The sequence below is a fragment of the Mesorhizobium abyssinicae genome (assembly GCF_049887195.1).
GTDB classification, from domain to species: Bacteria; Pseudomonadota; Alphaproteobacteria; order Rhizobiales; family Rhizobiaceae; genus Mesorhizobium; species Mesorhizobium abyssinicae.
The window spans coordinates 101,543-115,246 of the sequence record NZ_JARAKC010000001.1 but is presented as its reverse complement, the minus strand read 5'-3'; the positions used below and the strand labels follow the sequence as shown (position 1 = coordinate 115,246).

Below are 13,704 nucleotides of genomic sequence, written 5' to 3'. Positions count from 1 at the left end.
TCGATGAGCATGGCCGAAAGCCTTGTGCGCTGGCGCTATCGTCTGCTCCCCGACCATGTCGTCGGGGAGATCCTGACCAAGCAATGGATAGACAGCGTCATCCCGTTCACGGCGCTGGTTATCCTGTGCGCGATCTTCGGTTCGATCGTGCCGGGCTTCTTCGATGTGGCGACGCTGACCAACCTCAGCGGCCAGACCGCCGAGCTTGGCCTGGTCGTGCTCGGCATGACCATCGTCATGGTGTCCGGCGGCATTGACCTCTCCGTCGGCTCGACCTTCGCGCTGGCGGTGCTCGTCACCCTCTACGGCATGAATGTCGAGCAGTGGAGTTTTGGAACCGGCCTCCTGGCTTGCCTCGGCCTCGGTGTTGTCTGCGGCGCCGTCAACGGCCTCCTGGTCGGCTTCCTGCGCATGAGGGCGTTTCTCACCACGCTGGTGACGCTCATCATCTACCGCTCCACCTTCGACATCGTCTTCCCGCAGGTCTCGACGCCGATCGTCACCAGCGGACCAGATTCGCCGACATATGATTTTCTCGGCTTCGGCACGGTCTGGGGCGTGCCGACGTCGTTCGCCGTCTTCGTGGTCATCGCCCTGGTGACCCATCTGGTGCTGTCGCGCGCCCGCTATGGCTGGCGGCTGTTCGCGGTCGGCGGCGCGCGCCGTTCCGCCTACAATGCCGGCATCAATGTGCGGTTCACCCTGTTCAGCGCCTACGTGCTTTGTTCAGTGCTGGTCGCGCTATCCGGCTTCTTCTTCTCGGCCCGCATCGGCAGTGCCGCTTCCGATATCGGCACCGGGCTCGAACTGCAGGTACTGACCGCGACGGTGCTCGGCGGCATCTCGCTCGGCGGCGGGCGCGGCTCGGTCGCCAAGGCGCTGATGGGTACGCTCTTCGTGCTCGTGCTGTCCAACAGCCTGCTTGCGCTCGCCGTGCCAGGCCCGGTCAACTACCTGATCCTCGGCCTCGTGCTGCTCCTATCGGTGCTGCTCGACGTGCGCTGGGTGAAGAACCGCCACAAAATCCTGCGCAGCGTCTATATCTCGCCGACCTTCGCCAAGATGCCGCAGGCCGTCTCGACCGCGCCCGGCGCGCCGATGGCGGTAAACGACCGGCTGAAGGACGTAGGCGTCATCGGCCTCGGTTTCCTCGATGGCGCCGAAGACGTGATCTTCGACCGCCAGGACCGGCTCTACACCGGCAGCCGCCAAGGCGACATCTTGCGCTTCCAGCCGCCGCACTACACCGACAGCGAAGTCTTCGCCCATATCGGCGGCTCACCGCTCGGGATGGCCTTCGACCGCGACGACAATCTGGTCATCTGCGTCGCCGGCATGGGCCTCTATCAGGTCTCGCCGGCAGGCGCGGTGAAGCTGCTCACCGCCGAGACCAACCGTTCGCTGACATCGGTCGTGGACGACTCGACCATGAAGCTCGCCGACGACTGCGACATCCTCCCGGACGGCCGCATCGTATTTTCCGAAGCCACCGTGCGCTTCGAGATGCACGACTGGTATGCGGACGCGCTCGAAAGCCGCGGCAATGGACGCATCATCGTGCACGATCCCAAATCCGGTTCGACGCGCACGCTGTTGTCGAACCTCGTCTTCCCCAATGGCATCTGCACGGCTTTCGACGGCCAATCCGTGCTGTTCGCGGAAAGCTGGGCCTGCCGCATCAGCCGTTACTATTTCGACGGTCCGAAGAAAGGCACGGTGGAGCGGGTCATCGAGGGGCTGCCCGGCTATCCCGACAACATCAACCGCGCCTCCGACGGAACCTACTGGCTGGCGCTGATGGGTATGCGCACGCCGGCGCTCGATCTCTCGCTGGAAATGCCGGGCTTCCGCCGCCGCATGGCGCGGCGCGTGTCGGAAGACGCCTGGCTGATGCCCAATCTCAACACCGGCTGCGTGCTGCGCTTTGACGACAAGGGCCAGATCCTCGAAAGCCTGTGGGATCAGGCGGGCGAGAAGCATCCGATGATCACCTCAATGCGCGAGCACAAGGGCACCCTGTATCTCTGCGGCATCTTCAACAACCGCATGGGGACCCTGGCGCTGAAGGGCGCCGATCCCGACTGGTTCAGCTCGGATTCCTACTGGGGCAAAAAGCCATGAGCGCCGTGAGCCAGTTTTTCGACCGCTTCCTCGGCCGCGGCGACTGGGCGGTTACCGTGCCGACACTCGATGGGCCGTTGCTGCCCAATCAGGAGCTGGAAGAGGCAGAGACTTTCGCCGGCCTCATTGAAGTCGACAATCTGGTGCGGACCGAAAAGAGTGTGTTGGCGAGCAGCGCGAATCGGCTGATGCGTTTCGACGCCGACGGCAAGGCGGAATTGCTGCGGGAATTTCCAGGCGAGATCACCGCGCTCGCCCACGCCCGCGGCATGACCGCTTTGGCCGTCGACGGTAAGGGTGTCGTCATTCATGGCGGCCTGCATGACGGTCGGGAGGCGGAGGGCGACGAGGCCCGCAGGCTGTCCTGCGTCACCGCGCTGACTTTCCTCGACAGCAACACCTTGCTGATCGCCAATGGCTCGGCCTCGCTGCCGGCGATAGGCTGGCGCCGCGACCTGATGCAGAAGAACGCTTCCGGCTCGGTCTGGCGCCTCGACTTGAAAAGCGGCCGGCTGGAGCTGATCCGCGACGGCCTCGCCTGGCCGGCGGGCATAGCCACCACCGGCTCGAACCGCGTCTATGTCACAGAGGCCTGGCGCCATCGCGCTCTGGCGATCGATCTCGCCACCAAGGCAATGGTGCCGGTGCTGGAGCATCTGCCGGCCTATCCCGCCCGCATCGCGCCGGCCTTCAACGCCGGCTACTGGCTGACCTTCTATTCCGTGCGCAACCAGCTGGTGGAATTCATCCTGCGCGAGGAAGCCTACCGCAAGCGCATGCTGGCTGAGGTGCCGGAAGCCTATTGGATGGCGCCGTCGCTCAATTCATGGCGCGACTACCGCGAGCCGATGCAGGGCAGCCAGCTCAAGCAGATGAATGTACTGAAGCCCTACGCGGTGACCAGATCCTACGGTCTGGTGGTCCACTGCGACCAGAACATGAAGCCGCTGTCGAGTTTCCACTCGCGTGCCGACGGCACGGTGCATGGCACGGTCAGCGCCTGCGAGCTTGGCGACGACCTGCTCGTCGCCTCGCGCGGCGGATCGAGGATCGTGCGCCTGGCCAAGGCCGCCGGCGGCAAGCGGGGTTAAGCGATGGCCGACGCCAACATCATCGAACTGAAGGACGCGACCAAGGCGTTCTCGCGCATACCGGCTTTCAAGAACGTCAATCTCGACCTGCGCAAGGGCGAGATCCACGCGCTTCTGGGCGAAAACGGCGCCGGCAAGTCGACGCTGACCAAGGTCATGGCCGGCGTATTCAAGCTGACCGAGGGCAAGCTGTTCTTCGACGGCAAGGAGGTGTCTTTCGCCACCCCCGCCGAGGCGCTTCGCGCCGGCATCGCCATGGTGTTTCAGGAGACCAATCTGGTGCCGTCCATGACCGTGGCGCAGAACCTCTATCTCGGCGAAGAGAAGATGTTCAACCGGTTGCGCGGCCTCTATATCCAGGCACGCCAGTTTCTCGCCGGCATGGGCTTCCAGGTCGATCCGACCGCGCAGGTGAGCACGCTGGGCGCAGCGCACAAGCAGATGGTCGAGATCGCGCGCGCCGTTCACCACAAGGCGCGCGTCATCATCTTCGACGAGCCGACCGCGACGCTGACGCCGGAAGAGAAGCGCCATTTCTTCAACCTGCTGCAGCGGCTGGTGAAGGAAGGCATCGCCGTCATCTTCATCACCCATGCGCTCGAGGAGGCGCTCGCCGTCGCCGATCGCATCACCGTGATGCGCGACGGCGAGATCGTCGCTTCGGGAGAGGCCAAGGGCTTCACCCGCGCCTCGATCGTGCAGGCCATGGTCGGCCGCACGCTGACCGAAACGCTGCATGGCGAGATCAAGCGCACCGCGCGCCCCTATGGCGACAAGGTGCTCTCTGTCGAGAACCTCTCCTGCGCCGGCCTGGTGCGCAACTCGTCCTTCTCCGTCTTTTCGGGCCAGGTCACCGGCATGTTCGGCATGGTCGGCGCCGGCCGCACCGAGATGGCAAAAGTCGTGGCCGGCCTGTTGAAGCGCAATATCTTCCATGGCGGCGAGATCCGCCTGCTCGGCAAATCGGTGCGCTACCGTGTGCCCCGGCCGGCGGTGCGCGACGGCATCGTCTATGTGACGGAGGACCGCAAGTTCGACGGGTTCTTCGAGACGATGACGGCGGGCGAAAACTTGCAGATCGGCGAGCTGACCGACAACTCGAACCCGGTGTCGATGGTGTCGATGACGCGCGCCAGGGAGCTTGCCAAGCTGTGGGGCGAGCGCCTCAGACTGAAGCAGATCAGCGACCGGGCCCGGATGATCGAGCTCTCCGGCGGCAACCAGCAAAAGGTCGTGATCGCCAAGTCACTGATCCAGAAACCCAAGCTGGTGATCTTCGACGAGCCGACACGGGGTGTCGATGTCGGCGCCATCGTCGAAATCCACCAGTTGATCAGCGACCTTGCCGACCAAGGCATGGCCGTCGTCGTCATTTCCTCCTATCTGCCGGAAATCATTGCAGTTTCCGACCGCATACTGGTGGTGAAGCGCGGTCGCGTGGTGGAGGAGATGATGCTGTCGGAAGCGACCGAGGAGCGCGTCATGTTCGCCGCGGTCCACTAAGGTATGTTGATATTCAGGTAAGGCCGGCCTGCAAACGGCGGTTTCCTGCGCTTCCGTTGCTCACGTACTTTAAGTACGCTTCGTTCCGGTTCTCGGAAGCCACCGTTTTCGACTGGCCCTGACCTGAATCTCGACACACCCTGATCGGGAGCAGGTTCGCTGGCTAAATCCGGACCGGCGCCTGGGCCTGCCTCTTGCCTTGCAATCGCTTCCGCGTCTGAATAGGGCAGGGGTTCGGATCACCTGCCCGGGCGGACATGTCAAGCATCAACCTCAAACTTTTGCAGACGTTCCTGCTTGCCGCGGAAAACGGCAGCTTCCGGCGCGCGGCCGAAGAGAGCAACCGCTCGCCATCGGCCGTCTCCATGCAGATACGCGATCTCGAGGAGCAGATCGGCATCTCGCTCTTCATCCGCACGGCGCAGCGCGCCAGTCTGACGCCGGAAGGGCAGGTGCTGTTCGAGGAGATCGCCAACGCGATGTCGCAGGTGCAGACCAGCCTCGACCGGCTGACGGAGATCGCCGCGCGGCGCAAGGGCAAGGTACAGATCGCCTGCGCGCCGACGCTTGCGGCGAGCCGGCTGGGCGACATACTGGCGACGTTCAAGCTGCGCTATCCGCGCTCGATCGTCGAGGTCATCGAGACTCCGCCACAGGCGGCACTTGCGCTGTTGCAGCAGCAGGAGGTCGAATTCTACATCGGCCCCGAACTGCCGAACCTCAACGACTTCCAGTTCGAGTCGATCCTCGATGATCCGCTGATGGCCTGCATCCCGGTGGAAACCTATGGCGGCGAAAAGAAGCTCAATCTGTCCGACCTGAAGCGCTTCCCGCTGATCCTGCTCAACCGCAAGACGGCGGTGCGCGGCCTTCTCGACCGGCTGACGGCGGCGGAAGGGATCGAACTCAAGCCGCAATATGAAGTCGAAAGCGCGCAGACCGCGGTGGCGCTGGTGTCGTCGGGACTGGGCGTCTGCGTGGTGCCTGGCATCGCCATCTCGCGCAACGACGAGCGCATGCGGGTGGTGCCGATCGACCATCGCGACGCCCACCGCGCGGTCGGCATCATCACCGCCCGGGGTTACGTGCACCACTCGTTCTCCGAGCAGCTGATGAACCTGATCCGCACCAATCTGCGTGAGCTTGGCTCACTGACTTAAGGGTATGCCTAGTCAGTCTGGATCCAGACCGACTTCGTCTCCAAATATTCGTGCAGATGCTCGACGCCGCCTTCGCGGCCGTAGCCCGACATCTTCATGCCGCCGAACGGCACCGCCGGGTCGATGGCGTGGTACATGTTGACCCAGACCGAACCGGCCTTGACGCGACGCGCCAGCCTGTGCGCGGTGCCGAGATTGGTGGTGAAGATACCCGCCGCCAGGCCGTAAGGCGTCGCGTTGGCGCGCGCGACCGCCTCATCCAGCGTGTCGAAGGGCATTGCCGAGATGACCGGTCCGAAGATTTCTTCGCGTGCGATGGTCATCTTGTCCGACACCGCGCCGAAGACGGTCGGGGCGATGAAGTTGCCGCCGTCATAGAGCTCGCCGGTCAGCCGCGAGCCGCCGGCGACCAGCTCGGCGCCCTCGTCGCTGCCGGCCTTGATGTAGCCTTCCACCTTGCCGGCCTGCCTTGAGTTGATGAGCGGCCCGATTTCGGTCTCCGCCTCGATGCCGTGGCCGATGCGCAGCTTGCCGGCAAACTCGGCGACCCGGCGTACGAACTCGTCATGGATCTCGCGCGCCACGAACAGCCGCGAGCCGGCGATGCAGATCTGGCCCGAATGCACGAACACCGCCATCGCCGCGATCGGCACCGCCTTGTCGATATCGGCGTCGCGACAGACGATGATCGGCGACTTGCCGCCGAGCTCCAGCGAAACGCGCTTGAGGTTGGCGACGCCGGCGCGGGCGATCGCCTGGCCGGTCAGCGTCGAGCCGGTGAAGACGATCTTGTTGACGTCCGGATGTTCGGCAAGCCTTGCGCCGGCCTCGGCGCCGGTTCCGGTGACGATGTTGACGACGCCGTCGGGGACGCCGGCTTCCTGCATCAGCTTCGCGATCAGGAGCGGCGTCAGCGATGCATCCTCCGAGGGCTTCAGCACGATGGTGCAGCCGGTGGCCAGCGCCGGCGCGATCTTCCAGATGGAGGCGGCGGTCGGCGCATTCCAGGGAATGATGGCGCCGACGACGCCAACCGGCTCGCGGCGCGTGAAGGTGACGATTTCGCCCGGAATGGAGTTGTCGATTGCCTCGCCATGCAGCGCGGTCGCCATGCCGGCATAGAAGCGCAGCATGCCGATGACGCGGCGCCGGTTGGCCAGCGTGCGCGTGATCGGCAGCCCCATGTCGAGCGTGTCGGAGACGCAGAGCTCTTCCCAATGCGTCTCGAACAGATCGGCGATCCTGAGCAGCACGCATTGCCGCTCGTAGGGCGAGAATTTGGACCAGGGGCCTTCGAAGGCAGCGCGCGCCGCGGCCACCGCCGCGTCGACATCGGCGGCCGAGCCGCGCGGCACTGTCGCCAGCACCTCTCCCGTCGCCGGGTTCAGCGCCTGCATCACCTCTGCGGATTGCGCCGCAACCCACTTGCCGCCGATGAACATCGGCCGGAATTCGCCATGGTAGAGCGCCGTGGCCTTCGCCCTCGGGTCGAAGTTCAGCGTCATCGTCTCCTCCTCACGAATTCCGGGCCGACTATTACTCCCAGCGCCGGCGACCTCAAACAAGGAAAGCTAAAAGGGCGTTCAGATAATCGGACTGTGCAACGCAAGCGTCTTCCCCGATGGTTCCGGCAACGGAGGAAGAGATATGAGACTTGCTGGCAAGGTCGCCATCGTCACCGGTGGCGCTTCCGGATTTGGCGAAGGCATCGTCAAGAAATTCGTCGAGGAAGGCGCGGCGGTCGTGCTGATGGACCGCGACCAAGCCGCTGCAGCCCGCGTCGCTGGCGTAGCCGGCGACAAGGTGCGGCCGATCGTCGGCGATGTCTCGACGCTGGAAAGCTTCGTCGTTGCCGCCGACCTTGCACGCTCGGCCTTCGGCGGGCTCCACATACTGGTCAACAATGCCGGCGTCGCGCAGCCGCCCATGCCGCTGGAGACGATGGACGAAGGCCTGTTCGACCGCATCGCCAACGTCAATATGCGCTCGATCTATAACGGCGCGCGCGCCGTGGTGCCGCATTTCAAATCCATCAAAGCGGGCGCCATCCTGAATGTCGCTTCGACTGGCGGCGTCTCGCCGCGCCCGAACCTCACCTGGTACAACGCCTCCAAGGGCTGGGCGATCGCCGCCACCCGCGCCATGGCGGTGGAGCTTGCGCCCTTCGGCATACGCGTCAACGCGATCAACCCGGTTGCCGGCGACACGCCGCTTCTGTCCACCTTCATCGGCTCTGGCGAGGAAAACCGCGCCCGCGTCGTCGCCACCATTCCGATCGGCCGGCTGTCGACGCCGCAGGACATGGGCAACGCCGCCGCGTTCCTGTGCTCCGACGAAGCCGGCATGATCACCGGCGTCGACCTCAATGTCGACGGCGGCAAGTGCATATGAAGATCCGCAGTTCCTGAGGGGTTGGCGATGAAGGATGTCTACCAGATCGCGGTCGTGCATGGCGACGGCATCGGGCCCGAGGTCTGCGCAGCGGCCGTCGAGGTGGTGAAGGCGGCGCTCGGGCCGGACTGCCCTTTGCGCTTCACCGAATACCCCGCCGGCGCCGAGCATTTCCTGAAGACGGGGCAGAGTTTTCCCGAACCGACCTTCGAAGCGTGCCGCGCCGCGGACGCGATCCTGCACGGCGCCGGCGGCCTGCCGGGCGTGGTCTATCCGGACGGCACGGAAGCAGGCCTCGACTTCACCCTGAAGCTCCGTTTCGAACTCGATCTCTACGCCAACATCCGCCCGATCAGGCTCTTCGAAGGGGTGACGAGTCCGCTCAGCGGGGTGAAGGCGGGCGACATCGACTACGTCATCCTGCGCGAGAACAGTGAGGGGCTCTACGCGGCGCGCGGAGCAGGGGCGCTGCTGCGCGGCGAGGTGGCGGTCGACACGCTCGTGCAGACGCGCGCCGGCATCGAGCGCATCGTGCGCAAGGCCTTCGAACTGGCACGCCAGACGAACGGCGCGCCCCGCGACGGCGTGCGGCGGGTTACATGTTGCGACAAGGCCAACGTGCTGCGCAGCTACGCGTTTTTCCGCTCCATCTTCGACGAGGTGGCAAAGGACTATCCCGACATCGCGACCGAACATGCGCTGGTCGACGCCATGGCCATGCACCTCGTGCTGAAGCCCGGCCATTTCAACATCATCGTCAGCGAAAACATGTTCGGCGACATCCTCTCCGACCTGGCGGCCGCGACGGTCGGCGGAATGGGAATGGCGCCGTCGGCTGAGGTTGGCGACACGAAGGGCTTTTTCCAGGCCGCGCACGGCTCGGCGCCGGACATTGCCGGTAAGGGGATCGCCAACCCCTACGGGACGATCCTGTCGGCGGCGGCCATGCTCGATTGGCTCGGCCGTGGACATGGCGACGAAAGGCTGCTTCAGGCCGCCGAGCAAATCCGTCGTGTGACGGAGGTTTGCCTGGCGGGCGGGCTGCTCAGCGCCGACCTGAAGGGAAGATCTTCGACCGCCGAGATCACTGGGAACGTCTGCGACCGGCTCGCGGCGTGAGGCGGGACAAGCCAGGAACTGACCTCGTGCGATAACCGTGCCGGCTTCGAGCGTCATCCTGACATAAATGGGCTAACCGCCATGTTAGGGTCCCACGATCGAGGACAGCTGTTACGTGCTGTTCTGAAATGAGAGGAGCGTTTCCCACGTCCAGGATCAGCCGTCGCACCGTGCTCTTCCGGTCAGGCACTGCCGTTGTCGGCATGACCGTATCAGCCACGTCACTCGCCGCAGAGGCATCGCGTCTAGAGGCAGAACCGTCGAACGCCCTGCGAGCGTTGATCGACGGGCACAAGACGGCATATGCGGCGTTCCTCAAAGCCGTCCACGAAACGGGTGCCGACAGCCGCGACTACGCTGAAGCCAGCCGGGAAGAGGAGAGGGCGCTGATCTCCATCTGCGCCTTTCCCGTGGCCACGCAAGGCGATCGCTTTGCCAAGGCAACATATCTTCTCGCGATCGAGGCGCGCGGTGAACTGGATTTGCCAGAGCACATGCAAGCTCTGCTCCACTCCACGACGTGGACGGTATGAGATCGCGGCCGTTTGGCCAGCGGTTCTCCGTCAGATAGCCAGCCGCGCTCATACCCTGGCCGTCGGGTTCGTTCGCACATCGCGACTGCAAAAGAACCGCAGGATTTTGCCTCACGTGAGCCCGTGGCGGACGAGGTGGCGAACGACAGGTGAGAACATGTCCTGGCCGATATATGTTCCCGTATTGGCGCGCTCGAAAAGTGGTTCAGCGACCGTCGCATCGTCGACCACTGGAATACCTGCCTGGCGTGCTTGCGCAGCCATCTCGTCGGCCGCGCGGCCCTGGCCCTTGCCGACGACGGTCGGCACCGGCGTTTCGCCTTTGAAGTAACGCAACGCCACGGCGCGGTCGCCGGTCACGAAGACGATGACCGCATTTCTCACGCCAAGCTTCGCAGGTTGCGTCACCGCCTGGCGCCGCTGCCGCTGCTGCTCGTTGCGGATCAAGGGATCGCCTTCGAGATCCTTGTGTTCGCGCTTGTATTCGGTTGTCGTCATGCGCATGTCGCGAAGGAACAGCCAGCGCTGGATGGGAACGTCGATCACGCCGATGACGACAAAGGCCAGGGCGGCGGCGATTCCAAGAGGTGTCAACACCGCCATGATGATTGGCTCCAGGCATGACGGGCCGCAGCCCGGCGCATCGAAGAGCGGCTGCAGCCACGCCATCAGGATGAACACGAACAGGCTTGCCAGCAACACCACCTTGGCCAGGCCCTTGGCGAACTCGATGACGTTGCGGAGCGACAGGATCTTCTGCAGGCCCTTCGCCGGATTTATGTGATCGAACTGCGGCTTGAGCGGTTCAAACGAGAAGACCGGCCCGAACGTCCCCAGCATGCCGAAGGCAACGGTGAGAACGACGACGATCCCGACCAGCGGCAATGTGGCAAGCATCAGCAGCGAGAACGAATGGCGGATGGCCCGCAGGCTGGCGTCCCCGAACGGCTCGCCGGGTATCGTCACGGTCTGCACGAGGTCCGAAAGGCGCTTGAAGAGCGTCGGCCAGGCAAAATAGAGATACGCCAGCGCCGCGAAAAGCGTGAAGCCGGAGACCAGGTCGCGGCTCTGCGGAACCTGGCCCTTGCGGCGGGCGTCACGGAGTTTCTTGTCCGATGCCGGTAGCTTCTTTTCCTCAGCGTCTTCGGCCATGTTACAATCTTACCGCACAGTTGTGGTTCCAGTGGGCCGATGTGCGGCAGCGATGCCGGACGCCAAGGCGAGCGCTGCGGTATCGTGGATTGTCAGCCCGTTCCTCTCCTGATTCCCCTAATGTCCCCGTCCGTCCGGCTGCCGTCATGAGGCAGCCTCTTGCCCGGCTTTCGCCTGAGCCGACGGCAGCGCCTGCGAGCGCGCGCCGGTTCTGACCGTGCGGCCGGTGATCGTGGCCAAAGGCTGGACGTTGAATTCCTGCGCGAGTTCCTGGAACGACAGGACGGGAAGCTCGATGGCATTGTGCATCAGCAAGGTGCGCATGTGCCGGCGCACGTCCATCGCGGCGAGGACGACGGGCGAGACATCGATGGAGCTCTGCGACAGGGCTCGCTCGATCTCGGTCACCAGGGCCTGCGCGTCATCGTCCGAAAGGTTCAGGAATGTGCCGGTCGAGGTGCCTTGCACCGCGTTGCGCAGGATATCCTCGGCCGACCGCTGCAGCACGTAGGCCGCGATGATGTTGTTGCGGCCGGCGGAGCGGAAGCTGATCTGGCGCTTCAACGACGTGCGGACATATTCCGTCAGCAGGACGACGTCCTGCTCGCGTTGGCCCCATTCGATCAGCGCTTCCAGGATGAGGCGCAGATTGCGGATCGGCACGTTCTCGCCGACGAGCCGGCGAAGCACTTCCGCGATCTTCTGCAGCGGCACGATCTCCTGAGCCTGCCTGACCAGATCCGCGTAGTCCGGCTCGATGTCCGACAAGAGCCTGCGTGTCTCCTGAATCCCGACGAAATGGCCGGCATAGAGCCGCAGCGCATTTCCGGTCCACTTGGCCGCTGTTTCCGCCGGCGTGGAGAAGGCGAAGCCGGCTTCCCTCAATGCCGGCAGGTGGCTGTCGTCGACCCACGCGAATCTGCGCTGGCCGGCAATCGAGGAACCGCCTTCGTAAGCCACCTCGAGCAGGTCGAGATGCGTTGCATCCGCCTCGACAAGAACGCGGTCCGCGGGAATCTCGGCGTCGAGGATGGGCGCACCCTCCAGATCGATGCGGATGCCGCGAGGCGAAAGCATCTCGTCGACCTGCATGCCGATGGCCGGAACGTCGACACCGAGATCGCCGAAGAGCTCGCGGCGCACGCCATCGGCCAGGGCGGCAAATTCGGGCTCCGGGATGGAGCGTGCGAGATCGGCTCCGAAGCGTACGACGATGCGGTAGGAAGGAGGCAGCGTTCCGGTGGAGATTGCTGAAAGCGCTGCGGAATTCCCCGGCTGTTCGCGCATGGCGATCTGGCCGGCGGCGTCCTCAGGCTCGGATTCCCGGGCGGTGCGGCGACTGATTGCGTAGGCGCCGGCGCCGAAGCAGGCGCCGAGGATCAGGAACACGATCGACGGGAAGCCTGGCACGATGGCCAGGCCGACCATGATCACCGCAGCGAGCGCGAGCGCTCGGGAGTCGCGCAGGAGCTGGCTGGTTATTTGCTGGCCAAGGTCGCCTGTCCCGTCCGCGCTGCCGACCCGCGTCACCATCGTGCCCGCGGCCACGGCGACGAGCAGTGCCGGTATTTGCGCCACCAGCCCGTCACCCACGGTGAGCAGCGAGTAGGTCGCGGCCGCATCCCCCAATGACATGTCGTGCTGCAGCGTTCCGACCGCGACACCACCGATCAGGTTGACCAGAATGATCACGATACCGGCGATGACGTCGCCCTTGACGAATTTCATGGCGCCGTCCATCGCGCCGAACAGCTGGCTCTCGCGCTCCAGCTGCTGGCGCAGGCGTCGCGCCTCCGCCTGGTCGATGTCGCCGTTGCGCAGCTCCGCATCGATGCTCATCTGCTTGCCCGGCAGTGCATCGAGTGTGAAGCGTGCGGCCACTTCGGCGACGCGCTCGGCACCCCGCGCGACCACGATGAACTGTGCGACGGTGATGATCAGGAAGATGACCAGGCCGACCGCAATGCTGCCGCCGACGACAAAGGTGCCGAAGGCGGTAATGATCTCGCCAGCATCGGCCTGTAGCAGGATCAGTCGCGTCGTCGTGATCGTGATCGCCAGCCGGAACAAGGTGGCGATCAGGATGACCGACGGCAGCGACGAGAACTGAAGCGGATGGGAAACGTAAAACGATGCCAGCAGGATGAGCACGCTGATGGCGATGTTGGCGGTGATGAGAATGTCGACGAGGAAAGTCGGCAAGGGAATGAGCATCATCACCACCGCGACGAGCAGCAGGACGGCGATGACCAGGTCGCTGCGGCGTGACAGCCTGGCAAGGAATTGCAGCACCCGCTCCGACACGGTCATGTTCATTGAACGCCTCGTTGCGAAAGGAAACTCAGCAGGGCGCTGTGCGCCTCGGTCTTGCGCCCCGCCACGAGCAAGGCGCGGCTCTTCAGCAAGGCAAGCGCCGGATGGTCCATTCCTTCCAAGGTCTCCAGCCTGGCAATCGTGGCCAGCGCCTTTTCCGCCTCGCCATCGAGGATGAGCAGATGCGCCAATGTCCTCAGCACGCCGGCATTTCCCGGCGACAGCTGCGCGGCGATAAGCAGATAGGCCGCGCCCCGCTTTGCCTGCCCGTGAGACCCGTAGAGAAAGCCCAGGACATGCAGCAGATGCACGGTGTCATCC

11 protein-coding genes are annotated in these 13,704 nt (G+C 64.5%); 7 read left to right on the top strand and 4 right to left on the bottom strand.

The features are described 5' to 3' along the window. The first annotated feature begins 3 nt into the window (after nt 1-3). The 4 genes from PU724_RS00450 to PU724_RS00435 all read left to right on the top strand — a co-directional run bounded on the left by PU724_RS00450 (nt 4) and on the right by PU724_RS00435 (nt 5,875). Complete coding sequence (locus PU724_RS00450) at nt 4-2,121, top strand: ABC transporter permease (protein ID WP_354419100.1); 2,118 nt, start codon at nt 4-6, stop codon at nt 2,119-2,121. Beyond that, nucleotides 2,118-3,212 (top strand): NHL repeat-containing protein, encoded by a 1,095-nt coding sequence (locus tag PU724_RS00445; RefSeq protein ID WP_320321410.1) that lies wholly within the window; start codon nt 2,118-2,120, stop codon nt 3,210-3,212. Before PU724_RS00450 ends, PU724_RS00445 begins: the two co-directional genes overlap by 4 nt. A gap of 3 nt (nt 3,213-3,215) precedes the next feature. Then, entirely contained in the window at nt 3,216-4,715 is a 1,500-nt protein-coding gene (locus PU724_RS00440; RefSeq protein ID WP_354419098.1) for a sugar ABC transporter ATP-binding protein, read from the top strand. Between the two features lie 257 nt (nt 4,716-4,972). Beyond that, a complete protein-coding gene (locus tag PU724_RS00435; protein WP_127283298.1) occupies nt 4,973-5,875 on the top strand; it encodes a LysR family transcriptional regulator in 903 nt (300 codons plus the stop codon). A gap of 8 nt (nt 5,876-5,883) precedes the next feature. Here PU724_RS00435 and PU724_RS00430 read toward each other — a convergent pair whose 3' ends face one another. Continuing rightward, on the bottom strand, nt 5,884-7,380 hold the full coding sequence (locus PU724_RS00430; protein WP_320321407.1) for an aldehyde dehydrogenase family protein: 1,497 nt from the start codon (nt 7,378-7,380) through the stop codon (nt 5,884-5,886). Nucleotides 7,381-7,522: 142 nt separating this feature from the next. Between PU724_RS00430 and PU724_RS00425 the strand changes: the two genes are divergently transcribed. The 3 genes from PU724_RS00425 to PU724_RS00415 all read left to right on the top strand — a co-directional run bounded on the left by PU724_RS00425 (nt 7,523) and on the right by PU724_RS00415 (nt 9,918). Beyond that, nucleotides 7,523-8,266 carry a glucose 1-dehydrogenase gene (locus PU724_RS00425; protein ID WP_128275035.1) on the top strand — a complete coding sequence of 248 codons (744 nt, stop codon included), beginning with the start codon at nt 7,523-7,525 and terminating at the stop codon, nt 8,264-8,266. A 27-nt stretch (nt 8,267-8,293) separates the two neighbouring features. Then, nucleotides 8,294-9,385, top strand: a complete 1,092-nt coding sequence (locus PU724_RS00420; protein ID WP_354419095.1) for an isocitrate/isopropylmalate dehydrogenase family protein — start codon at nt 8,294-8,296, stop codon at nt 9,383-9,385. A gap of 203 nt (nt 9,386-9,588) precedes the next feature. Further along, nucleotides 9,589-9,918, top strand: a complete 330-nt coding sequence (locus tag PU724_RS00415) for a hypothetical protein (RefSeq protein WP_245494436.1) — start codon at nt 9,589-9,591, stop codon at nt 9,916-9,918. A gap of 111 nt (nt 9,919-10,029) precedes the next feature. Here PU724_RS00415 and PU724_RS00410 read toward each other — a convergent pair whose 3' ends face one another. The 3 genes from PU724_RS00410 to PU724_RS00400 form a co-directional block, all read right to left on the bottom strand. Beyond that, complete coding sequence (locus PU724_RS00410) at nt 10,030-11,070, bottom strand: EscU/YscU/HrcU family type III secretion system export apparatus switch protein (RefSeq protein ID WP_354419093.1); 1,041 nt, start codon at nt 11,068-11,070, stop codon at nt 10,030-10,032. Nucleotides 11,071-11,214: 144 nt separating this feature from the next. Continuing rightward, a complete protein-coding gene (gene sctV / locus PU724_RS00405) occupies nt 11,215-13,386 on the bottom strand; it encodes a type III secretion system export apparatus subunit SctV (protein ID WP_354419091.1) in 2,172 nt (723 codons plus the stop codon). Then, nucleotides 13,383-13,694, bottom strand: a complete 312-nt coding sequence (locus tag PU724_RS00400) for a tetratricopeptide repeat protein (protein WP_245455579.1) — start codon at nt 13,692-13,694, stop codon at nt 13,383-13,385. Before PU724_RS00400 ends, sctV begins: the two co-directional genes overlap by 4 nt. Between the last annotated feature and the right edge of the window lie 10 nt (nt 13,695-13,704).